The organism is Streptococcus sp. (genome assembly GCF_032481935.1).
GTDB lineage: Bacteria > Bacillota > Bacilli > Lactobacillales > Streptococcaceae > Streptococcus.
This window is the reverse complement of record NZ_JAWERU010000018.1, coordinates 1-23,303: the sequence shown is the minus strand read 5'-3', so window position 1 is coordinate 23,303 and position 23,303 is coordinate 1. Positions and strand designations below refer to the sequence as shown.

Below are 23,303 nucleotides of genomic sequence, written 5' to 3'. Positions count from 1 at the left end.
TTTTTGATTTTATTTTCTAGCTATCTTTTCATCTTCTTCTAGTTGCTTAACCAATTGATCAACGCTATCAAATTTTACCATATCACGGATACGGTTCAACCAGGAAACGATGACAGTTTCTCCATAGATATCGTCAGAAAAATCAAAGATATGAACTTCAAAACGCTCTTCCTCGCCATCAAAGGTTTCATTTTTACCTAGACTCGCCATACCACGATAGACTTTTCTTTGAATTTCAACGTCAACGGCATAAACACCATCAGCTGGCATATATGTCCGATCCAAGTTGACTAGATTAGCTGTCGGGAAGCCAATAGTTCGACCTCGAGCATTTCCGTGAACCACTACACCTCTCGTTGGTAAAGGAAATCCCAAAAGTTTTCCTGCTTCTTTTACATCTCCTTCTAGAATGGCTTGGCGGATACGCGTTGAACTAATTTTCCCCTTTTCATCCTCAACTGGTGGAACAATAACCACTTCACCATGGAAGAGTTCTTTTAAATCCTCAGCTGTTTTTCTATCTGAACCAAGAGTATAGTCAAAACCAACTACAATTGTATCTGCCTTTGCTTCCTTGACATAGGTATCAATGAATTCTTGGGCAGTCATATTTGCTACTCGACTAGTGAAATCCATCAAATACAAACTCTCAACTCCAGCTCTCTTCAATCTACGCTCACGTTCACTAGCATACAAAATATGCAATAAGTGTTCAGGTGAGTATTGATTCAGAGTTAGTTTAGGTGATTCGTTAAAAGTTACTAGAGCTACTCCCTGGCGCTTTTCAGCAGCAATGTTAGAAGCTATTTCAAATAATTTTTGATGTCCAAGATGAACTCCATCAAAATAACCAAGTACAAGGACGTTTGGTCCTGGTGTTGCAATATCTTTTTCTGTTTTAATAGGTACTGTAATAATCATAGTATTTATTATACCAAAAAAATGGCGCTTTCAAAACAATTTAGACTGAATTCAGCATATAAAACTTAGATCAAACTTTCTTTGACTTCATTACGGAGTTGCTCTAGACTATCAATACCATATTTGTCCATGACTTTTGGTAGATTTTCGATAATATCTGGACAAGCATATGGATTGGTAAAGTTTGCTGTACCGACTCCGATAGCTGATGCACCAGCCAGATACATTTCTAAGGCAGCTTCAGCTGAATCCACTCCTCCCATACCAATGATTGGAAGTTTAGTTGTTTGAGCTACTTGCCGGATTAGTTTTAGGGCTACAGGAAATACTGCAGGTCCAGACATGCCACCTGTCCCATTTGCAATAATCGGCTTTCTAGTTTTGAGATCAAAACGCATCCCTACAAGGGTATTGATCATGGTGAGTCCACTAGCTCCAGCATCTTCTGCAACCTTAGCAATGGTTACGATGTCAGTAACACTTGGAGTCAATTTGACGTAAACGGGCACTTCTGATGCTTCTACGGCAGCCTTCACCACATCATAGGCCAACTCAGGATCTTGTCCAATTAAAAGTCCATGATTCCCATGATCAACGTTAGGACAAGAGATATTGAGCTCAATGGCTTTCACGTTAGTTGCCTTAGAAATTCCATGAGATACGGCCGCGTATTCTTGTTTTGAAAAGCCAGCAACATTTGCGATTATAGGGAGATTTGGATATTCTCTTTGAAGCCAAGGTAATTTTTCAGAGAGAACGACTTCTAAACCAGGATTTTGTAAACCAATGGCGTTTAGCATACCTGCAGGTGTTTCAGCCACTCGAGGAGTTGGATTACCAAAACGTGGTTCAAGGGTTGTAGCCTTAATCATGATAGAGCCCAAGAGGTCCAAATCATAGTATTTGGCATATTCTTGACCGAATCCAAAACAGCCTGAAGCAGGAATGATAGGATTCTTTAATTCTAAGCCTGGTAGAGAAACTTGTAATCGATTTGTAGTCATGACACTCTCCTTATAAAACTACTGTGCCTGTTTTAAATACAGGGCCATCTTCACACACACGTTGACTAACTATTTCACTATCAGGTACTTTCAAGACGCAAGCGTAGCAAGCCCCCATACCACAGGCCATGCGGGATTCTAGTGATAGATAAGCTCTTGGATGGTCGTAAAATGTTTGGTTGATGTATTTCATCATACCAGGTGCTCCGCATGAGTAGATTGCATCAAATTCTGTGTCAAATTCATTAATCACTACTGATACATTTCCTTGGATTCTATAAGATCCATCATCAGTCGTTACAAAGACCTGACTAAATTTGGATAATTCATCTTCCAAAATAACGGCATCTTTAGTAGCGAATCCTAAAACACTTGTTATTTCAACACCACGCTCATGTAGTTGTTTAGCTACTTCGAGTAAGGGCGGCACTCCTATTCCACCACCAACAATAAGAACACGATTCTGCTTGTCTAAATCAGATAAATCAAAGCCATTTCCTTGAGGTCCCATAACATCTATGCTATCACCTGTTTTTAAGGTTGAAAAGATTGCTGTCCCTGCTCCTTCAACTCGATAGATAAGTCTGCATTGCTGAGTCGCCTTATCTATTGATGAAATCGAAATTGGACGACGTAAGAGATGGGCATCATCAGGTACACGCAAATGAAGAAATTGGCCAGCTTTCATAGCTTCGACCATTTCTCCTTGAAGTACAAGCTCAAAGATTGCTGGCGCGATTTCCTCCTGAGATACTACTCTCATAACTTCCAAGCGAATTACACCCATTCGTTTTTTACAATTTGGATTCATAACCTTTCCTCCTTAAATTTTAAGGGGATCAGATAAAGAAAAACCTTGCACTTGCAAGGTTTCAGTTAAGATATTTACACAAAAGTAGCAAATAAGCACTTGCTTACTTGTTTCCATTGTAGCTTCTTTTCTCTGACACCTTGTGAGTCTCTCTGGACTGCCCTTAAAGGTTAAATTTTCACTAGTATACTGTATCAATCCTAAAAAGTCAAGTAAAAATAGGTAAGGTATCAGTTCATAAAAGTTGCTTATTTTTGTGAAGAAAGAATCTTTTCTAATTTTTGATAATCTTTAACACTGTCAATTTCATAGATAGAATTTTCTTCCAATTCCTCTACGTAAACATCCAATTCTTTGATGTTATCTTTGACCATGTTATCCCAGTAGAGGTCCACAAACTCGCCACTTGCATATGCCTTGTCAATAAATCCAACAATTTTCTCAGCTGTTGGAGCATCCCAGAATGATACACCACTCAAGATGCGTCCATTTTTGCTATCTACAATGATATCTTGAACTTTGTAATCATCTCCGTAAACTAGGAACCACTCATTATCACAATCTTCACGATAAACACTGAAATAAGTTGAACGTTCGATATCATTACGGAACATATTTTTGAAAAGATAGTTATCCGCATCGATAACATAGCTGTTGGCTAATTCTTCTTTTACCAAGTAAAGAGAGTAAAAGTTATTGTAATCAGCATACTTATCGTTGAAGACCAAACGAACCCCGTACTTTTCTTTAAGATAGTCGAATTGTTCTTTTAAATAACCGACAACGATGATAATGTCATCAATTCCACGTTCTTTCAAAAATTCGATTTGATATTCAACCAATGGTTTTTGATTGACTTGTACCAAGGCTTTGGGAGTATTTTCTGTCATGGGTCTCAAACGTGTTCCCAAGCCAGCTGCTAAGATAATCGCTTTCACGCGTTTTCTCCTTTATTCTTTAATAATAATATAAACACCAGCCATTACGATAAGTGAAGTAATGATGGTCAGTAAATTAAGGGGCGAACCCAAGAAAATCGCTGCAAACAAAACAGTCCATACTACATAACTCACATTTAGACCAGTAGCTTTTGCTGGCTGCAATCGATTGATAGCAATGTAGTAGGCAAGGTAAGAAATCATGTTACATGCTGCAAAGATAATCAAAAGTCCCAATAATTGTCCATTTGCCACTTCTGCAAATGAATGATGCGAGAAGAGAACAATAACAAGATAGGACAAGAAAGAGGTGACTTGTCGTATCAAGAGTGCTTCGAGTTCACTGAGTTCACTTTCCATAGCAAATGAGCTGAGAACACTTTCACTTCCCCAAGCAAGGGCACAGATCAAGGCACAGAGGATACCAATATAGAATGAATTGACCTGTTCAACCTTGTAGGTCTGAGCAATAATCCCTGCAATGATTAATAAAATTCCAAATACTGTATTCTTCGAAACCTTATGCTTAAGAATAAAGAAGGCAAGAAGGACAGAAACCGCAGGATAAATCGCTGAAACAGATGATGCTAAAGAACTACCGATATACTTGACTGCATAGAGATTGGCCTGCATGCCAATTGGCCCAGCCAATAGTGCTCCTATAATAACACTGACATTTCGAATGTTCAAGAAGATTGAAAAACGTACCTTTCCTTCTTTAACTAGAAGATATCCTAGCAAGATAAAAATACTAAGAAAGTCGTGCGCTGCTGCTACTACAAAAGGTGACAAGTCAGTAAATATAGAGAAGATATAAGCACTAATGGTTAGCCCTAATCCCCAAAAAATCCCTGATATAAGTCCAAAGGAAACTCCATTTTTAGTCTTCATCAATACCTCCCTGAGACTGCAATTCTTTTACAGCTCTATTATAACGAGTGATTCCATAATCTCCAAAATCTGCACCATTTTCTTCTTTGTAAATAGTCCAAAGACCCCAAATAATGTCTTGTAAAATCTTATAGATACGAATTTTCTCTCTCGAAACAGGAGTCTTGTCACCCTCGTAATAAGCTAGAAAAGCTGCCTCTTCTTCCGGTGTAAATTCAGATTCTAGGAAGAGTGATGCAAGGTCCCACATAGGATCGTTCATGGAAGAATATTCCCAATCAATCAGATAAGGATGTCCGTCTGGTCCTTCAATAAAGTTTTCTGGAACCAAATCAATATGACATGATTTCTTATCAACTCCGATTTTCTCAAGCTCATTTTTTAAAGAAAGAACTGATTTTCTGACAGCTTCATAGTTTGGATAAGAAATCTCCCCTTGAATCAATGATTCATATTTTTTGATTTCCTCAAAAGGAGCAAACTCTCCTTTTAATTCTTTACCAGAAGCATGGATCGTTTGTAGAATTGGAGCAATTTTTTCAAATTTAGTTTTTATGGTATTTGAATCTAATGTTTCTGCATTTTCAATGTATTGGTTAACTTTAATACCAGCTTCAATATCAAAAAGATAATTCTCTACATCTAATTTCAAATCTTTCAACAATTCAAGATTGAACTTTTCATTCTGGCGGTCGATTAATTTATCCGTACCTTTACCGAAAAACTTAACGATGTACTGGTTTGAGGATGTTTTAACCAAATAGTTTTGATTGGTCATTCCACCCAACTGTTCAACGCTCTGAATTTCTTCGTCACCAGATAATAAAGAAGCAATCTTTTCTTTAACGATTTCCTTCACAATCATCCTCCATTAGACTTCCCACTTAAATACTGTCTTGAAGGCAGTATTAAGGTCCGTTGCAAAAACTCGATGAATATCCTTAATCTCTCTTACTGGTTCTTCTAGATAAATGATATTCTTCAAACGATTGGCAAACTTCTTAATCTCCATCATTTGGATGGCATTTTCAAAGTCAACTCTTCCAGAACGAGAAGATCCAACCAATAACAAGCCTTTTTCCAATGAATCACGAGTATTGATATTAACTTTATACTCACTAACACCCATCATCAAAATGGTACCTTGTGGTTTAATGTAGCGAATCAAGTCATTAATAGCAGGTCCACATCCATCACCACCACAGCATTCGAAACCATGGTCAAAAATAAGATCCTCTGGAATGCTATCAGTAATGTAGAGCTCTTTTGCAAATGAGAATAATTCTAATTTCTCCCAGTGACGTCCGATAACAATAATCTCAGCTTCAGGCAAAGTGTAGTTGATAATATTGGCCATGACAAAAGCTAAACTTCCATCACCAATGACAGCGATGCGTTGACGTCTGCTGTGAGATACCGTCATGAAACGATTCATCGCGTGCATACCCACACTGACAAATTCAGTAATAGCAGCAACTGTATCTTCGATATCTTCGTAAGCTACCACACGATCCTTAGGCAGAGAAACGAATTCTCGCATGAATCCATCGTAACCACTTGATAAGAAATATGTTCCAGTCATGTAATTTTCGTAGAATTCCTCATCACTTTGCATAGGTGGTTGATTTGGAATCATAACAACCTTCTGACCAACTTTGTAAGTACCTGTTGGATCAGAAATGACTGTACCACAAGACTCGTGAATCATAGCCATTGGTAGTTTTTTCGCTAAAATTTTTGGATCGCGTTTACCTTGGTAGTAACGTTGATCCGCGTGACAAACCGCCATGTAATTTGGTCGGATGAGGATATGATTCTCTTGATCAATTTCTTCTTCCTGATATTTAATAGTAATAAACTTTGGTTTTGTCAGTTGATAAATTTGATTAATCATGTCTATTCTTTCTCAATCATGCTTTTAGCAATCTTCAAGTCTGTAACTGTTGTAATTTTGAGGTTTGAGTATTCACCTTTTGCCAAGGCTACATCTTTACCCTTAATGACAAAAATTTTACATGCATCTGTTAAAATTTCTTTTTCTTCTGCTGATAAAGAACCATACAAATCAATGAAGTCTTTACAACGGAAGGTTTGAGGAGTTTGCCCTTGATAGAGATGAGCACGATTTGGAATATCTGTGATAAACTGTCCGTTTGTACTTTCAACAATGGTATCTACGGCTTCAACTACTGTATCAACAGCGTCATGATTTTGTGCGAGAGCAATGTTATCTTGAATCATTCGAAGTGTGATAAAAGGACGAACTGAGTCATGTGTGACCACGATATCATCTTCCGTAATTGGACGATAAGCATCGATAGCTTCAATAATCTTTTCAATACTAGAATTACGATCCGCCCCACCTTTTGTGATGATGATACGGTCCTTGTGGAGTGGAAGGAATTTTTCAACTAAGTCTTCTGCGTGTGTCACCCAGTCTCCGTGAACTCCAACCACAATCTTTTCGATACTTGGCTCTAAGACAAATTTTTCAATTGTATGGATTAGGATTGGGCGATCTCCCAACTCAAGAAATTGTTTGGGTAGGTTACTAATACCCATGCGCGTGCCGGTACCACCTGCTAAAATTCCAGCGTAGATCATTTTTATACTCCTTTAGTTCATTCTAAAAAAACTTATTGTTAACTATTATATCACAATCTGGCTCTATCTTGAAAGAAATACAAAGACTTTATGCCTAGAAAACGCTCTTTTAAAACCATAATCTGAACATTATTTCTTCCTAGTGCACTTTCTTTTAAAAAAAGCAAATTATTATCTCATTTCTCCTATCAAGATCTAATCGATCCTATTAATATAGAGTTCTTCAGAATAGTATAGAAAACTTAAAGAAACCTTAAACCAAATAAAAAGAGTTGAGAATATTTGCAAGAGATAACTCCAAACTAACATTTCTCAACTCTATTCAACAAGATTCAGTTTATTTTTCTTCTTGCTCGCCGATGCCCTTAACAGCTTTCTTAAACTCGGCAAGCATTTTTCCTACTGACTCGCCTAACTCTGGTAAGCGTTTTGGTCCAAAAATCAACAGTGCGCCAAGGACAATGACGATCAAGCCTGGTGCACCGATGTCACGTAAGATTCCCATCTTTTTCTCCTTTCCTTTTTCTCTTAAAAATCCATTTACTAATAGCGATACTAATCTCATACAAAAGGATTAAGGGAAGAGTCATCGCTAAATCACTAATAAAATCAGCCGGTGTCAATATAACAGCCAATACTAACAAGATGAAATAAGCATAACGTCTATAAGCAACGAGTAGTCCAGGCCCAATTAAATCAATTGAGGTTAAAAAAGCAATGATAACTGGCAATTCAAAGATAAATGCTAGTGGTAGAGTTGTTTGAAAGACAAAAGCTAGATAATTTTGTGCAGTTAACTGCGTTTCAAATAAGTTTTCACCTAATCCCAACAAGACCTGAAGTAAAGCTGGTGTCACAAAATAAAACCCAAAGGCTAATCCCAAGATAAAACAAAGGAAAGTTGCAGGGATATAAGCAAAAATCGCCCCTGCTTCTTCAGTTTTAAGGGCTGGTCGGACGAAACTCCAGACTTGATAAACGGTAAAGGGCAAGGTAAGGCTAAAGGCCATCAAACTTGCTAAACGGAGATAAATCCATAAAATATCATTCGGTCCTAAGACGATCAACTTCTGACTAAAGCCTTGTGTGATAAATTGATAAACCTGATCAGCAAATAATAGTGAGACGCAAAATACTAGAAAGAAACAAACAACTACTGCTAGCAATCTCTTTCTAAATTCTACCAAATGTTCAATAATTGTCAATTCCTTTTGATTCATCATTTTTCACCCTGTCTAATGGTAATTAGAAAAACTATGAGGATAAAGAGAATCTGACCTGCTAACCCTTCCCAACTAGGGTAAATTCCCAATATATCAATACTTGGTATTTCTGAGATCAGATGGTTTGGAATCATATTTGTCAACTGTAAGGCATGGATACTGACTCCCGTCATCTTAAAGGCTAAGGCATAAATCATCCAAGTCAGGATAAAGAAAACCTTATGAGGCAGGAAAAATTGACTAGCCTTGTTCATCACAAGGGCAATCACGACTAAAACTGAGAGGGCTAGAGAAATTCCTAGGACAAAATCAAAACTAGAAATCCTTGGCAGAATCCCCACATAGAATAAAATCGTCTCAGCACCTTCACGGAATACGGCTAGAAAACTTAAAGCAAACATAGAAAGGAAAGAACCTGTTTTCGTGACAGTTTGCATTTGTGATGCCATAAAAGTATTCCATTTTTTAACAGAAGATTTGCTATGAAGCCAAATACCGATTAAAATCATCATGATAACCGCAAAAATTCCGACTGCACCTTCGATGATTTCACGGTTAGTTCCTGAGGTGACTGCTGGAAAGGCAATCTGTAGGATATAGGCAATCAAAAGACTGGCCACTATTCCCGCAAATGCACCACCATAGACCCACTTGAGGCCCTTTCTCATCTTAGCAGCTTTCAAAGTTGTCACAAGCGCCATAACAATCAAGAGGGCTTCTACACCTTCTCGGAGCAAGATGAGCATGGCGTCAAATGCATTATAGGAAGTGCTAGTATCAATTTGAGATAGCTCTGCAATCAAGCTAGAAAGCTTTTCTTGATATTCACTTTCCTTCCCCTTAACCATGATGACAGGACTTTCACTTTCAACCTTGGTATAAAGCGAAGGATTGGTTGTACTTACAGAACCCTCGATGGTGGGCCAAATAGTAATAAACTCCTTCATGGTTGCAGCTGCTTCGCTATCTTGACCAGCTTGATATTGAGCCAAGGCCTTTTTTAAAAGATCAATTCCATCCTTTAGGGTCAGATTCGAAGATGTCGTCGCAACTTCTGTACCTTCAATAAAGTTAGAAATGGCTGTTTTCAAATCATCAAAGGATGCCTGAATAGTATCAAAGTTCGTTGGTTCAGTCTCAATGCTACTACGCAAGAAGGAAATAGCTGTTTCCACTTGCCCATAATGAGCTGTACTATGGTCGCGAACCACTGCTTCATTGATGGTCCAGGTTGAATTCATTTTTTTATAGGCTTCTCTTACTGCTTCCAGATCTTGAGAAGCGATTGCCTTGTCTAAGGCTTCAAAACGAGGTTCTAATCGTGAAACAAGTTTCTCTTTTTCTGCATCAAGGTCGACTGGATTTTGCTCTTTCTCAAATGTCAAAAGGGTTAAAGAAATCTGAGTTAGCTGGTCTTCAGTAATATCACCAGTTAAGGCTAACTTTTCTTGAACTTGACGTCCTGCTTCAGAGTCAGAATTCTTGACTTTCTCGAAGTCTTTGGTCATTTCATCGATTAGTTTTCTTGCCTGATCTTGTTTACCTTCTTTAACAGCTTTAGTTGCATCAGTTATTTTCACAAAGTAGGGACTCAAATTTTCCTTGGCTCCTACCGGAAAAATCAACAGCAAGAAACAAGCAAAGATGAGGATGATACTTTTAGGATTCCAATAATTTCTGCCCAATGTAACCTCCCTTCTCTACACCACCAAAGCAAGCAAAAAGGCCACTACCTATATGGGTAACGTATTCATTCATTTTATCCGTAGCACCTAGATTGGTCTGAACTTTAACAAAGCTGTCCGGATCCTTTTGAAAAGAAATAAAGAGCAAACCAGTGTCAAACTGACCAGTCTTTTCATCTATGCCATCAGAATAAGAATAGGATCGACGCAGGAGAGGTTTATCCACTTCTTTTGCTAAGCGTACATGAGAATCGTCAGGAAGAAGGCTTAAATCAACCTCATCAAATTCGTTCTTCTTGCCAAAGGGAGCGCCACTTTCTTTATAACGACCAAAGGTATTTTCTTGTTCCTCGAGATTGGTTCGATCCCAAGTATCTAGGAACATCTGGATGCGACGAACGGCCATGTAGGAACCGTTTTCCATCCAATCCTTACTGTCAGCCCACACAACCTGATCAAATTCTTTCTCAGTGGTAACATTAGCAGTCCCGTCTTTAAAACCAAAGAGATTCCGAGGAGTTTCCATACGATTACCGATAGCTGCAAAACCAGATTGGCTCCAACGAAGTGTCTCTGCATTTCTTCCTTTTCGGATAAGGTTGCGAACGGCATGAAAGGCAACTTGCTCGTCATCTGCACAAGCTTGAATGACGATATCTCCACCCGTGTACTTTTCTCGTAACTGTTCCTTTGGAAAAGCAGGTAAATCTCTAAAAAGTTTTGGACGTTTGTTCTCTAGTTTCATTTTTTCTAGGAAACTAGCCGAAACTCCAAAAGTCAGGGTCAAACGATGAGGATTAAGCCCAACTGTTTCTCCAGTATCACTTGGAGGCAAGAGGCTATTGTTACCATCTTTTTTAACCAATTCTCCTTCTACAAGTTTGGCACTATAATCCGTCCAATCTTTAAATAACTGGATGATTTTCTCTTTGTCGGTTGTATGCAAATCTAAAACCACAAAATAAATGTTTTTCTGCATGACAGTTGTAATGCCAGCTTGGTGTTTGCCATAGAAGGCTATCTTTTCATCCCCGTACGAGATTTTCTCCTGACCATCAAGCTTAGGTGCGAAAAAAGCAGAAGCACCGGAGAGACCAAGTGCGAGACCAGCACCTCCAATACCTGCTTTTTTAGAAATTCTCGACGGTCCATTTTTTGTTCAAAAAATTTTTCGCCCTTGTTTGTCATATTACTTATTCTCCACCAAGAAATTTACCCATTTGTGATAATGGTTCACCAAGTTTTGTCACTGCTTCAGACAATTCTTTAGTGTCTTCTTTCGTTAAGTCTGTATAGAGCTTATAATGTTCCTTGTCTGTCATGTGTTTGTCTAACAAACTATTGACAGATTTGAAATCTTCCTCTAGCTCTTTCACCAAGGCTGCATCTGATTTTTCAAGCAAAGGTTTAAAGAGTTGGAAAATCTTCTCAGCACCTTGGATATTGGCACGAAAATCATACAAATCAGTATGAGAGTAAATCTCCTCTTCTCCAGTAATCTTACTTGTCGCTACTTCATTTAGAAGATCGACAGCCCCAGTTAGCATAATCTTGTAATCAACATCTACAGTCGCAATCTTAGCCTTCAATTCCTTGATATCATTTACCAGTTGGTCACCATAAGACTCAGTTCCTTTGGTTGTGTTTTCTTCCCAAAGAATGCGCTCGATACGGTGGAAACCAGACCAACCTTCTTCGGTCTTGTTTTCATCTAAGTAGTCTGCTAATCGAAAATCAATCTTCACATCAGATTCTCCGAAGCTCTCTGCAATCGGCTCTGAACGTTCATAGGACATACGGATTAAAGGGTATGCCTTTTTAGCTTCTTCTAACTTACCATCCTTCAAAAGTTGAACAAAACCTTCTGTATCCGTCAATAGTTTATCAATCTGTTCTTCTACAAAGGTTTTGTAGTCACTAGTCGCCTTATCCAAAAGTTTTTGATTGTCTTCTGACAATTTTGTAACCTGAGAGGAATTACTTGTAGTTGACGATTGTTCAAAACGAACTGCACAAGCAGATAACAACAATGCCGAAGATAAAAGGATAAAACCAAGTTTTTTCATATAACGCTCCTATTAAATCATGGGAATTCCATTTTTTTAATAAATTATATCATAGTTTTTCTAATTATTTAATAAATTGTCAGAAAATTTAATGTTAACTCCTTTAAAATTAGAATAGACTTTTCTAGTTAAAATTGTTAAAATAATAGGGAAAATAAAAGAAAAGGAAGCTATTTACCACCATGATGAATATGCAAAACATGATGCGTCAAGCTCAAAAACTTCAAAAACAAATGGAGCAAAGTCAGGCTGAACTTGCTGCTACAGAATTCGTTGGAACTTCTGCCCAAAACCTTGTAACTGCTACACTAACAGGGGACAAGAAAGTTACAAAAATTGATTTCAATCCAGCAGTTGTTGACCCAGAAGATATTGAAACTCTATCAGATATGACTGTTCAAGCAGTCAATGCTGCTCTTGAACAAATTGATGAAGCAACTAAAAAGAAACTAGGGGCTTTTGCTGGTAAATTACCATTCTAATAGCATGAAAAGAGAGTGGGACAGAAATCGGTAATTCGTTAGAATTCGATTTCGTCGTCCCACCTCCGCACAGTTGAGTAGGGCTGTAAAAGCTGATAAAATCAGCGTAGTAGAGCCCACTCAACCACTGCGTCTTGCTCGACAATCCAAAGACAATTGAGAGGCTAGGACTTTTGTCCCAGCCTCTTTTGTTTTACCTAGAAAGTAAATATTTCTGTTGCTTTCTTGAGAAGCAAGTCCGCATATTCAGGATCTTCCTGAGCGGTCTCAAGCTCTTCTTTAATTCTTTCCAAATCATCTGTTATCATACCATCAACTCCTAAACGTAGGGACTTATCAAAAGATTCCGAACCATTGATTGTCCATACATAGAGTTTTTGTTTTGTATTCCAAAGCTTGGTTACAAAATATTCATCTAAGGTAGAGTATTCCATGGTATAACCTGTAGCATTTGTTCTTGGAAAAACGGAATTATAGGGCAGAATGAAATAGGCTGGAATTTCCTTATCATACTGGGTAACTTTTTCAATGACACGGTAATCCAAAGATTGCATCTGATGCCCATAGACTTTAATTTTTGCTCCATATTGATCTAGAAAATGATCCATCATCTGAGCACTATCTTTTCGACTTGTTTTTATTTCGATCAGCAATTTCTGATGAAGGTCATTGGCACGATTTATATAATCATCAAAGCTAGATATTTTAGTCTGATAACCATTTTCATAAATATCTAATTGCTTCAATTCATCTAAAGTTAGGTCTTGTGGTGTTACATTTAATCCCGCTAAACTTTTTAGATTAGCATCATGCATCATGACAAACTGACCATCCTTGGTTTCCTGCACATCCATCTCGACTAAATCTGGTTTTAACTGAGCTGTTTTTTCTAAGGATTCAACTGTATTTTGGACACCATTCCCATTAGAAACTCCTCTATGAGAGATGACAAGTGGAGGATTGACTACGGGTGCTTCGAGATAAATATAGCCTTCAATCGCAAAGAAAATACTTGCGCACCCCATTACACCCCATCTCATAATATGGTCCTTTTTCCGTCTTGGCATAATATCCAACTCCTCACCAGTTAAAAAGGAGGTAAACTTAACCAAGAAGTAGGTTAAAGACATATAGTGGATATTTTTAATCAAAATATAGTTTGAAATAGCTAGAATCAATGATTCTCGGTGTGTGAGACCATCTGCTAAAGACTGAATCAACAATAGAGGAATTAAAGGTAAGTAAAAGAAAAGATTCGTTTTGACAACAATGAGAAAGAGATGCCAAGCGTAAAACCAAAAATGATTTCTGGTTTTTTCTAAACTGTAAACCACTGCTTCCTTAACCGTCATCTTTTCAAAAAAGATTTTTGGTAGAACAAAAACCAACTTAACAGAAACGCATAGGAAGAGGATTGACAAGATGATAATACCAATCCACCACATCCAGTATTTGTCTTCCATGTAGGTCTGAATAAACTCAGGTATCACTATTTTATTAAAATAATAAATTTTAAAAATCTTCCTGATAAACGGAAAAATCATAGCAATATAAACGAAGATAAACAAGGCCTTGGAAACAGTCAGACGTTTCATGAAGGCTATACTTTCACGAAATACCTTGCGACTATATTCAATCAAGGTTCGTTTCTCATGATAGAGAAGGTGTCGAGCTCCAATAAAGAGGAGACTTAGTTGAAAATAGGCTACTAAAAGGTTAATTGCTATTAAGATTAAAAAACCAAAGCTGACTAAAGGCGCATGTTTTAAAATTTCAAAAACATTGTTATAGGAAATAAACAAATAGCCCGTCTGACTGAGTAAAAAGCCTGCTATCAATGAGTTCAATGGCAACCAAATATAGTCTACCAGCATGAAGATTAGAAAGAATAGAAAGAGGATTTTATCCAGATTCAAGTAAATCTTTTTAAAACCCAATTTTTTAGGTTTTTCAGGTTTCATAAAACCTCCTAATCAAACAGCTGTGATAAATCTAAACCACCGAAAGGATTAGAGTTTAGACTACTCTTGGAGTCCAGTAAAACTCTGCTTTCATCAGATTCTAGAAAAGCTTCATAAACACGCGCAGTCATTCGCGCATCCTCTAAACTATTATGAGATTGACCCTTGAATCCTAGAAATTCAGCAACAGTCTGTAACTTGAGATTTGCAATGCCATGAAGATCCGAACTCCGTCGTTCAAAAGCTTCATCATAGAGATCGACTAGATATTGACGACTATAATCTAAACCATGCTCCAACAAAATCGGTAAATCACTTTTGGCTGCATTATAACCAACAAGGGGTAACTCACCCACAAAGTCTTGAAAATTCTTAAGAACTTCCTCCACCATCGGTGCATCTTTCAAGGTTTCAGACGTGATACCCGTTAAACCATTGATAAAACTTTTCAAAGGCACATCCGTATGGACATAAGAATCAAAAGCTCCAATTTCTTCACCATTCTTAAAACGGACTGCAGATACCTGAATCAAGTGAGTTTTGTCTTGGTGTTCATTAAATTCCAAATCAAATGAAATGTAATCTCTTAATTTTTCCATCTTATCCATTCCTTACTGTATTTGTAAAAAGAAACTACTTGGTTATACCTAGAAACCAAGCAGTTTTTTCTTATCCTCCAAATAAGCGAGCAAAGAAGCCTTTCTTCGTTGCTTGTACTTCTTGCTTAGCCTGATCCAACTCCAACTGAAGGTTTTCTTGATCCTTCATGGCTTGTAGGGTTAACTGTTGTTGTTGATCCAATTGCTTATCTTTTTCTGCAATTTGACGGTCTTTGACACGCATCTGTTCATCTTTTTCAGCCAACTGTTTGTCTTTGGCCTTTAATTGTTCATAAAGACGGATGATTTCAGCATTCTTTTCATCAACAAGAATCTCCATTAACTCACGTTGCTTCACATCATCACTAACAGGTTCATCTTCAAAAATGGTTTTTTTGTAGATTTCTTCAAGCTTAATCAAGCCACTGCGAGTTACCACAGTGACTCCTTTATCATTTTTAGTCGTATCTTCTTCAGGTAATTCCTTGACACGGTTATTGATTGCTTGGCGGGACAAGCCCAAGACCTCAGCAATCTCACTAACAGTCATCTCAATACTCATAATATCCTCTGAAAGTTTTCTAGCTTTTCTTTATTTAAATATTATCATAAGCAAGCAAAACTGTCAAATATCACCGTGTTTTCAACCCTTTTTCATAACTTTTTCGGGTCTAAACTGAACTGTCTTTTAGCATTTTTTAAAACTAAAAATCAGTTTGCGATTTTACCACCAGCCCTAATCAATTGAAAACCTTTCTAGGCTTATAGAGTTGGTCACGTTTCTCTAAAATGGCTAGTAATTTTTCACCTTCAAAACCAGCCAATTCCTTCTCGGTTTGTTCCAATTCAATAAAGCGACCAAAACGCACTTCTACTGCCTGGTCTGGAGTCAAATATACCTTGACCAAGTCACCTGTCCCAATCTCTAAGGGATGAAGAAAGTCTAATTCACCAGCTTGTACCTTTTCCTCAATTTCACTCAAGGTCAAAGCATCATCTAACTGTAACCCAGCTGCACTTGTTCGTGTTAAATAAGACATATGAGCAGCATAGCCAAGTTTTTCTCCTAAGTCAACCGACAAGGTACGAATATAGGTTCCCTTACTGCATTTTACACGAAAAGTAAATCGTGCAAGTTCGCTCTCATAAGAAATCGGACTTGTCCGCTCAAAGCTATAAATAGTCACCTGACGTTCTGGACGCTCCACTTCCTGACCAGCACGCGCATACTCATAAAGTTTGCGACCATTGACCTTGACAGCAGAGTACATAGGTGGAATCTGAGTGATAGGACCTGTCAGACTAGCAATTGCTTCATCGACAAGGTTCTCATTCAAAGGTGACAAAACTGGTGTCTCTGAAACTACCTCACCACTAGAATCCTCGGTAGTCGTAGAATAGCCCAGAGTAATTTCACCCTCGTAAATCTTGCCTTCGTCCTGCATAAACTCGACCATGCGAGTCGCCTTACCAACGGCAATCGGCAAAACGCCCACCACATCAGGATCTAGCGTCCCACCGTGACCGATTTTCTTAGTTCCTAAAATCTTACGTAGTTTAAATACTGCATCATGCGAGGTCATGCCTGCTTCTTTTTTTAAATTGATAATTCCGTTCATGTGTTGCTTTCTACTCCCCCTTCAATGCTTCGAACTTCGCTTTCATGGTTGGATTTTTTCGAGTTAGTTTTTTTACTGAAACGTCTTCCAGCTTATTGTTAGCTAGACGAAGTTGATTTTCAGAAGTTGTCAGGAATTTCTTAACTTCTTCCATCCGTTTGATAGCCTTGTCGATTTCGTCAATAGCCTTGCCGAAGTTGGTCGAAGCAGAATTATAGTTTTTAGCGAAAGCTACTTTAAAGGCATCCAAATCTTCCTCAAAGTGAGTGATGTCTATATTTTGCTCACGGATTAGTGCTAGTTCTTGCTTGTATTTAAGAGAGTTAAGGGCAGCATTTCGCAAAAGTCCAATCAATTGAATAAAGAATTGAGGACGAATGACATACATCTTTTCATACTCGTGGCTGACATCGACAATCCCTGTATTGAAGTAGTCGTTATCAGCCTCAAGCATACTTACCAAAACAGCATACTCACAGTTCTTCTCACGACGATCCTTGTCCAATTCCTTATAAAAATCCGCATTCTTATGTTTCTTCTCTGTCCCATCAGCTTCATTTTTCATCTCAAACATGATGGAAATGAATTCTAGTCCATTTTCATCAAAATCACGGAAGATAAAATCGCCCTTAGAACCACGTGCTGAAACCTTGTTGTCTTTTTCAAAGTAGGCATTTGGAAAGGCAAAGCTTCGAACCTTGTTGAATTCACTCTCCGCATAGTGTTCCAAACTTTCACCGATTGCCTTGGTTGATTGTTGCGCCTTGAAATTCTTGTAAAATTCAACCTGCTCGCTAGCTGCCTTGAGCTGGGCTTCGTAGTTTTGTTTAACAGAAGCAAGAGAAAGTTCGTTTTCTTTTTCTTGTAAGAGGAGCTGATTTTTGACCTGATCGCGTTCTTTTTCAAGATCAGAAAGAGTTTTTTGTAGTTGATTTTCATGCTCCAAGCGCAAGGTAGCCAATTGATTTTCGAGAGCTTGGACTTCTTTTTCTTTCTCTAGCAAGCTTTGACTAGCACTTTGCTCTACCTCTTTCTTAGCCAATTCTTTTTCTGTACCAAAGTTGTTAATTTGACTTTGAAGCTGGGCAATTTCTTGATCCTTTTGAGCCAGTTTTGCCTGTTGTTCATTTAAGGCTTTTTGTTCTACTAATGTCAATTCTTGCTTGATTCGCTCATGCAATTCCTTATCAAACTCTACAGTTCGAACTTGAGAAATCAATTCTGCATATTGGCTTTCATTGACTGTAAATACTTCGCCACAATTGGGACATTTAATCTCGTTCATGTTATTCCTCTATATTTATCTATTCTACATTCATTATAGCATGGATAAACAAAAAGAAAAAGTTGGAATGAATCCAACTTTTAATCTACGTATGTATCTTCGTTTTTATTTAAGAAGGCGTAAGGTAATCCCATCAGTAGACCACCACCAATAAAGTTACCAATAAAGGTTACACCCCAGTGACGAAGAATATTTCCAATTCCGAAGTTTGCGATTGAATCAGCGGCAACACTGAATTTCACGATGGCAAATGATGCAAAGTTTGCGGCGATGTGTTCATTTGTTAAGAATACAAACATGTAAATGGCTGAAAGAACCAACCAAAGTTTAGCTCCACCATCTTTGACTAAAACAAATGAAAGAATCGCGATGTTTACAAAGACATTAGCCAAAATTGCTTCAAGTAAAACTAGTTCATTTGAACGGCCCAACTTCATCTCCACGACTCCAGAAATAAAGCTATCGTGTGTTAGATTAGCATAAGCTGCTGAATGGGCAAATCCCCAACCTGCTATAAGAGCACCGACCAAGTTAAAGAAAGTACAATATAAAAGAATTTCAGCTGTTTTTCTCCAGCTAATTTTTTTCAAAAAGCTACCAGCTGTCAAGAACATCATGTTAGATGTTACTAATTCAGCATTCAAAAAGACAATGTAAGCCAATCCCCAAGCGAAAACAAAGGGGAAAAGGAAGCGTCCGCTACCAGGAGCAATCTTATTAATCAAGTCTGCTCCAACAGCACCAGCTGCTGTACTGAAGGTGAGGAATGCACCTGCAAACATTGAACGGATAGCATACTTGAATTTACTATTTGAATAAAGACTTTCTTTCTTTTTACAAGCAAACTCAATTTTTGAGATAAATTCTGAAGAAACCATATAAACTCCTAAAACTTTTATTTGTGAATATTATAACATAAAATCGAAATTATGGGAAGGCTTTCTTCTTCTATTTATAATATTTTTACAATCGTTTCCATTGGCTTTGTATCAGCATATTTAATGTTTTCAACTCTTTATTTTCAAATTCTCTACTCTATATATTTAATATATGTTTTTATTTTGTTCTATATTGAATTTACAAAAGAGTCTCTTTAGTTTTCAGCTAAAGCACATGCACTAATAATTTGTTTGAATTTATAGACAGTGAAAATAACGTTTTTATCAAAAGGTTCTTTGGACAAAAAAATCGAGGTCTGGATTTTTAGTCCCGACCTCCTCTATTATTGATTTTCATTTTATTTAGTAAGAGCTAAGTGCTAATCAACATAAGTCTCTTCATTTTTATTAAGATAAGCGTATGGTAAACCTATCAGGAATCCTCCACCTATCAAGTTAGCAATGAAGGTAACACTCCAATGACGGAGGATATTTGGAATATCAAAGTTTGCAATCTGATCAGCTACAATACTAAATTTAATAATACTAAAAGACGAAAAATTGGCTGCAATATGCTCGTTAGATAAGAAAACAAACATAGAAATAGCTGACAAGATAATCCAGAGTTTGGCATTGCTATCCTTAATCAAAATTGAAGACAGAATGGCAATATTTACGAACATATTTGCCAAAATCCCTTCCAACAAGACCAACTCACTAGGTCGTGCCAACTTCTTGGCTACAATCTTTGGAAGATAACTGTCGTGTGTCAGGTGTGAAAAAGCCGATGAATTAGCAAAGCACCAACCTGCTAACAGAGCGCCAACTAAGTTGAAAAAGGCACAATAAAGTAAAATGATAAAAGCTTTTTTCCAATCAATCTTCTTCAAAAATGTTCCAGCTGTCAAGTACATCATATTTGAGGTAACCAACTCGGCATTCAAGAAAACGATATAGGCAAGTCCCCAAGCAAATACAAAGGGAAATAGGAAATATCCAGCACTTGGAACGATGCTATTGAGTAGATCAGCACCTATGGCCCCAGCGGCTGTACTAAAGGTTAAGAAAGCACCTGCAAACATCGAGCGAATGGCATATTTAAACTTACTTTGGTCAAATAAACTCTCTTTCTTATGGCAATAATAATCAATCTTTGAAATAAATTCTGACGAACTCATATAAACTCCTTAAAATATCATTGTTAATATTATAACATAAAATATTTTAAGTGGAAATCAATTTTTGTCCTCTACATTTGATTGTTTTTAGTGCTAGCAAAAGCTTCAATTTCTTCTGCAGTTAACCCTACCAGCTCTGAAACACATAAGCCGACAATATCTGACAAAACAGAATCGCAGACATATTCATTCTCACCATGACCATATTTACAAGTAAATAGTGGAGTTCTTATCGCTGATTGATAAAAATTGAAGGCTAACTCTTGCAATTTCTCTGGCTGAAATTTAAGTCCCAACTCTTGTGCAAGTCCAGCTCTCACTTTATCCCACAATTCACCTTTTGACTGGTAGTTTTCTCGTGCTTTGTTAATAAATCCCTGACAGAATTTTGACAACAAATCCTTGTTTTGGTAGACTAACCGACAAGAAAAGTCTGAGATAGAACCAGCATGAAGTAAGAAAGTAAGCAATTCATCAAGGCTTTCTGCTACCCGGCCAACTTGGCCTTCACTCCCTATAAAACCTATACTCTGATCCTCAAGAATTACATATTCTCCCCCACTGCCGTCTTTAGCAAAGGCTATGGGCGAAAGAGAATAAACTTCATTGTTCTGAGAAAATTCAACCTCTTTCAACTGGTCATAAAAGAGAATATCGCATTCTTGCATCAATAAAATTCTTAGTTGTTTATTTTCTCTTATTACTTGTAGTTGATTCATATTAGCTACTCTCCTAGCTTTGACAACTGTCACAAGTGACAACAATCCAATTTTAGCAATCGACTCTTAATAATAATAATAGATTTTAATATGGCACTTCTTGGCCACATTGGCAAGATTTTTCACTAACTCCTCGTTTCTTTTGCTTTTCCCAAAATGAAAAGTAAAAGATTTTCCATCTTTCCTTGTAAAATACAGATGATACCTGTCCCCATTCATTCTTCTCCCTCGAACGTAATCAATATCAATCTGTCTAATTTCAGCTAGAGGAACAATCCTTTTTCTAAAAAGAATAATCGTGTGAATGTATAATCTTCCCTTTGCAATATGAAAAGGATCCAACATACTCCCACCACTTTTTAAAGATGTCTTAACTCTTTGGAAAAAAAGATAGAAATAAAATAGTGCTAAAAAAATTAACAAAAATCTAATGACCTGATTTTTCCAAAGGACTTCAAAAACTGAAATACGATAACCATACATATTAAAATAATCCCTTTTTTCTTTATTATACCACTTTTGTTGAGCTTCTAGGTTCATGGATAAAGAAAAAAACTGAACAAAGTTCAGCCATTTTCAATAATATTTCATGTGATATCTTTATCTAGTCAAATCAAGACGTTTACCGATTTTTCCGATAAGAATAGCACCAACAATGAGTGAAGCGAATTCTCCGATAGCAGTTGTAAACCAAGTTAAGAAGAAAGGTGCTTCTGCTACGATGTTCAATTCAGCAGCAATGGTGATCATTGAAATCGAAAAAAGAATTGAAAAGAAGAAATGATCTTTTCGAATCAATCCATTAAAAAGATAGTCTTTTTTATATTTGCTAAACAACCATACGCCTAAACTTAGGAAGACAAGCGTAGAGCCTCCACCAACTGCGACATCGATGATTCCAAAACTGAAGAAATTTGCAATCATACATCCAAGAGTAACACCGATAATGTACTTAGGATTGTAAAAGGCAAGGAAATTCATCATTTCAGAAATACGGAACTGATAAGCACCGTAACTGATAGCATTAAGGGGTGGTGTGATTGTCAAAACCACATAAATTGCTGCGACAATGGCAATATCTGCCAAATCACGGACAGTAAGTTTTTTCATCTATTATTCTCCTTTAGCGATTAACCCGCGTATAATATGCTTGGTGAAAGAAGCTAAGCACCAAGGGTTGAACAAGTCAACCTTTCAAGTATAGCACATTTATGTCCTTTATGCTATACTGTTTTTATGAAAAGATACATAAAAACATTTTTCGATAATGAAATCCTCTCCTACTTATTTTTCGGGGTTGCAACCACTCTTGTTTCTATCATTGTTCGTATCACTATTTTTTACTTTTTCCAACAAGAATTATGGGCGACTGCTCTGGGAAATATAGCTGGAATTCTCTTTGCTTTTTTCACAAATGATACCATTGTTTTTAAACAGAAACGAAAACATTGGTTCAAGCGTCTGATAAAATTTACGACTGCAAGATTCATAACTTTCCTATTAGACTTACTTCTGACCTTTATTTTTGTGACTAGTTACCCTCATATTATCGGTCAATTTGTAGGTGATAATCTCAATACTATCAATACAATTGAGACTATTTTTGCACAAATAACTATCATAGTTCTCAATTACATCTTCAGTAAAGTTTTTGTTTTTAGAAAACACTGAGCATATTACTTGCATTCAACAGATGCTTAAGTTATAATTTAGGATGTAAATTATGAAAGGAAAAAGAAAATGTTAAAAGATCTTAAAGAATTTTTGCTCCGCGGTAACGTTGTAGACCTTGCTGTCGGTGTGATCATCGCTTCTGCTTTTGGTGCTATCGTTACTTCATTTGTTAATGATATCATCACTCCACTCCTATTGAACCCAGCCTTGGAAGCTGCGAAAGTACAAAACATCGCTGAGCTTGCCTGGAATGGTGTTACATATGGTAAATTCTTGAGTGCTATTATCAACTTCCTAGTTGTTGGTACTGTTCTATTCTTTGTGATTAAAGCAATGGAAAAAGCTCAAAATCTTCGTAAAAAAGAAGAAGTCGCTGAAGAGGCACCTTCTGGTCCAACTGAGTTAGAAGTTCTTCAAGAAATCAAAGCTCTTCTTGAGAAAAAATGATCGTCTAGAGGATTCGGTTCATACTGAATCCTTTTTTACTTCTCCTTTTGCTGAGTTTAGAAAAAACTTGAGTTCAGCTCTCTTTTTTGATATAATAATTAAAGTTTCCACCCTTAGTGTAATGGATATCACGTAAGATTCCGGTTCTTGAGATGGGGGTTCGATTCCCTCAGGGTGGATAGATGTAAACAAAAAAGCAACGATGCCGTTGCTTTTTTCGGCTCTATAATATTTGTAGTGGGTAAATCCCCTATAGATATTATGGAGCCTATTTTGTGTAGAAAAAAAGTCCCATAAGATCTATAATGAAAAGCGACT

At 37.2% G+C, this 23,303-nt stretch carries 25 protein-coding genes, 1 tRNA gene, 1 pseudogene and 1 riboswitch; of the genes and pseudogenes, 4 read left to right on the top strand and 23 right to left on the bottom strand.

Annotated elements, in window-relative coordinates; genetic code table 11:
• Window positions 1–9: 9 nt before the first annotated feature.
• The 13 genes and pseudogenes from E7C97_RS05130 to efeO form a co-directional block, all read right to left on the bottom strand.
• On the bottom strand, window positions 10–921 hold the full coding sequence (locus E7C97_RS05130) for a bifunctional riboflavin kinase/FAD synthetase (protein WP_301559986.1): 912 nt from the start codon (window positions 919–921) through the stop codon (window positions 10–12).
• A gap of 65 nt (window positions 922–986) precedes the next feature.
• Complete coding sequence (locus tag E7C97_RS05125; protein WP_049504996.1) at window positions 987–1,925, bottom strand: dihydroorotate dehydrogenase; 939 nt, start codon at window positions 1,923–1,925, stop codon at window positions 987–989.
• 10 nt (window positions 1,926–1,935) lie between these two features.
• Window positions 1,936–2,736: a dihydroorotate dehydrogenase electron transfer subunit gene (locus tag E7C97_RS05120; RefSeq protein WP_049504995.1), complete on the bottom strand. Its 801-nt coding sequence runs from the start codon at window positions 2,734–2,736 to the stop codon at window positions 1,936–1,938.
• A gap of 248 nt (window positions 2,737–2,984) precedes the next feature.
• On the bottom strand, window positions 2,985–3,674 hold the full coding sequence (locus E7C97_RS05115; protein WP_316108358.1) for a sugar phosphate nucleotidyltransferase: 690 nt from the start codon (window positions 3,672–3,674) through the stop codon (window positions 2,985–2,987).
• 12 nt (window positions 3,675–3,686) lie between these two features.
• Window positions 3,687–4,565 carry a DMT family transporter gene (locus E7C97_RS05110; RefSeq protein ID WP_074324689.1) on the bottom strand — a complete coding sequence of 293 codons (879 nt, stop codon included), beginning with the start codon at window positions 4,563–4,565 and terminating at the stop codon, window positions 3,687–3,689.
• Window positions 4,555–5,424: a phosphotransferase family protein gene (locus tag E7C97_RS05105; protein WP_316108357.1), complete on the bottom strand. Its 870-nt coding sequence runs from the start codon at window positions 5,422–5,424 to the stop codon at window positions 4,555–4,557. Before E7C97_RS05105 ends, E7C97_RS05110 begins: the two co-directional genes overlap by 11 nt.
• 12 nt (window positions 5,425–5,436) lie before the next feature.
• Window positions 5,437–6,459, bottom strand: coding sequence for a ribitol-5-phosphate dehydrogenase (locus tag E7C97_RS05100; protein ID WP_316108356.1), 1,023 nt, complete (start codon window positions 6,457–6,459; stop codon window positions 5,437–5,439).
• Window positions 6,460–6,461: 2 nt separating this feature from the next.
• On the bottom strand, window positions 6,462–7,169 hold the full coding sequence (locus E7C97_RS05095) for a 2-C-methyl-D-erythritol 4-phosphate cytidylyltransferase (protein ID WP_004252727.1): 708 nt from the start codon (window positions 7,167–7,169) through the stop codon (window positions 6,462–6,464).
• A 337-nt stretch (window positions 7,170–7,506) separates the two neighbouring features.
• Window positions 7,507–7,674 carry a twin-arginine translocase TatA/TatE family subunit gene (locus E7C97_RS05090; RefSeq protein WP_000512114.1) on the bottom strand — a complete coding sequence of 56 codons (168 nt, stop codon included), beginning with the start codon at window positions 7,672–7,674 and terminating at the stop codon, window positions 7,507–7,509.
• Window positions 7,658–8,389, bottom strand: a complete 732-nt coding sequence (gene tatC, locus E7C97_RS05085; protein ID WP_316108355.1) for a twin-arginine translocase subunit TatC — start codon at window positions 8,387–8,389, stop codon at window positions 7,658–7,660. Before tatC ends, E7C97_RS05090 begins: the two co-directional genes overlap by 17 nt.
• On the bottom strand, window positions 8,389–10,077 hold the full coding sequence (locus E7C97_RS05080) for an FTR1 family protein (RefSeq protein ID WP_316108354.1): 1,689 nt from the start codon (window positions 10,075–10,077) through the stop codon (window positions 8,389–8,391). Before E7C97_RS05080 ends, tatC begins: the two co-directional genes overlap by 1 nt.
• Window positions 10,052–11,265: pseudogene (gene efeB / locus E7C97_RS05075) on the bottom strand (iron uptake transporter deferrochelatase/peroxidase subunit). Before efeB ends, E7C97_RS05080 begins: the two are co-directional and overlap by 26 nt.
• Window positions 11,266–11,270: 5 nt before the next feature.
• On the bottom strand, window positions 11,271–12,143 hold the full coding sequence (efeO, locus tag E7C97_RS05070) for an iron uptake system protein EfeO (protein WP_000732971.1): 873 nt from the start codon (window positions 12,141–12,143) through the stop codon (window positions 11,271–11,273).
• Between the two features lie 182 nt (window positions 12,144–12,325).
• Here efeO and E7C97_RS05065 point away from each other — a divergent pair, with 182 nt between their 5' ends.
• Window positions 12,326–12,625, top strand: coding sequence for a YbaB/EbfC family nucleoid-associated protein (locus E7C97_RS05065; RefSeq protein ID WP_000981533.1), 300 nt, complete (start codon window positions 12,326–12,328; stop codon window positions 12,623–12,625).
• A gap of 197 nt (window positions 12,626–12,822) precedes the next feature.
• Here E7C97_RS05065 and E7C97_RS05060 read toward each other — a convergent pair whose 3' ends face one another.
• The 10 genes from E7C97_RS05060 to E7C97_RS05015 form a co-directional block, all read right to left on the bottom strand.
• A complete protein-coding gene (locus tag E7C97_RS05060) occupies window positions 12,823–14,586 on the bottom strand; it encodes a glycerophosphodiester phosphodiesterase (RefSeq protein ID WP_316108353.1) in 1,764 nt (587 codons plus the stop codon).
• 8 nt (window positions 14,587–14,594) lie between these two features.
• Window positions 14,595–15,185 (bottom strand): 3'-5' exonuclease, encoded by a 591-nt coding sequence (locus tag E7C97_RS05055; protein ID WP_316108352.1) that lies wholly within the window; start codon window positions 15,183–15,185, stop codon window positions 14,595–14,597.
• A gap of 70 nt (window positions 15,186–15,255) precedes the next feature.
• The gene (rocS, locus tag E7C97_RS05050) at window positions 15,256–15,747 is read right to left on the bottom strand and encodes a chromosome segregation protein RocS (RefSeq protein ID WP_000021254.1); all 492 of its coding nucleotides are present in this window, start codon (window positions 15,745–15,747) and stop codon (window positions 15,256–15,258) included.
• A 178-nt stretch (window positions 15,748–15,925) separates the two neighbouring features.
• A complete protein-coding gene (truB, locus tag E7C97_RS05045; RefSeq protein WP_316108351.1) occupies window positions 15,926–16,804 on the bottom strand; it encodes a tRNA pseudouridine(55) synthase TruB in 879 nt (292 codons plus the stop codon).
• A gap of 10 nt (window positions 16,805–16,814) precedes the next feature.
• Entirely contained in the window at window positions 16,815–18,089 is a 1,275-nt protein-coding gene (locus E7C97_RS05040) for a DUF2130 domain-containing protein (RefSeq protein WP_316108350.1), read from the bottom strand.
• A gap of 80 nt (window positions 18,090–18,169) precedes the next feature.
• On the bottom strand, window positions 18,170–18,967 hold the full coding sequence (locus E7C97_RS05035) for a formate/nitrite transporter family protein (protein ID WP_316108349.1): 798 nt from the start codon (window positions 18,965–18,967) through the stop codon (window positions 18,170–18,172).
• Between the two features lie 380 nt (window positions 18,968–19,347).
• The gene (locus E7C97_RS05030) at window positions 19,348–20,145 is read right to left on the bottom strand and encodes a formate/nitrite transporter family protein (RefSeq protein WP_316108348.1); all 798 of its coding nucleotides are present in this window, start codon (window positions 20,143–20,145) and stop codon (window positions 19,348–19,350) included.
• 71 nt (window positions 20,146–20,216) lie between these two features.
• Window positions 20,217–20,864: a hypothetical protein gene (locus E7C97_RS05025; protein ID WP_316108347.1), complete on the bottom strand. Its 648-nt coding sequence runs from the start codon at window positions 20,862–20,864 to the stop codon at window positions 20,217–20,219.
• Between the two features lie 66 nt (window positions 20,865–20,930).
• A complete protein-coding gene (locus tag E7C97_RS05020; protein WP_316108346.1) occupies window positions 20,931–21,347 on the bottom strand; it encodes a hypothetical protein in 417 nt (138 codons plus the stop codon).
• A 117-nt stretch (window positions 21,348–21,464) separates the two neighbouring features.
• Window positions 21,465–21,974: a QueT transporter family protein gene (locus tag E7C97_RS05015; RefSeq protein ID WP_045763277.1), complete on the bottom strand. Its 510-nt coding sequence runs from the start codon at window positions 21,972–21,974 to the stop codon at window positions 21,465–21,467.
• A riboswitch (PreQ1 riboswitch) is annotated at window positions 21,975–22,072 on the bottom strand.
• A gap of 28 nt (window positions 22,073–22,100) precedes the next feature.
• On the opposite strand from E7C97_RS05015, the gene E7C97_RS05010 reads away from it, so the two are divergent.
• The 3 genes from E7C97_RS05010 (at window position 22,101) to E7C97_RS05000 (ending at window position 23,164) form a co-directional block, all read left to right on the top strand.
• On the top strand, window positions 22,101–22,535 hold the full coding sequence (locus tag E7C97_RS05010; RefSeq protein WP_316108345.1) for a GtrA family protein: 435 nt from the start codon (window positions 22,101–22,103) through the stop codon (window positions 22,533–22,535).
• Between the two features lie 69 nt (window positions 22,536–22,604).
• Window positions 22,605–22,985, top strand: coding sequence for a large conductance mechanosensitive channel protein MscL (gene mscL, locus E7C97_RS05005; RefSeq protein WP_316108344.1), 381 nt, complete (start codon window positions 22,605–22,607; stop codon window positions 22,983–22,985).
• Between the two features lie 107 nt (window positions 22,986–23,092).
• Window positions 23,093–23,164, top strand: a tRNA-Arg gene (locus tag E7C97_RS05000).
• Window positions 23,165–23,303 lie beyond the last annotated feature (139 nt).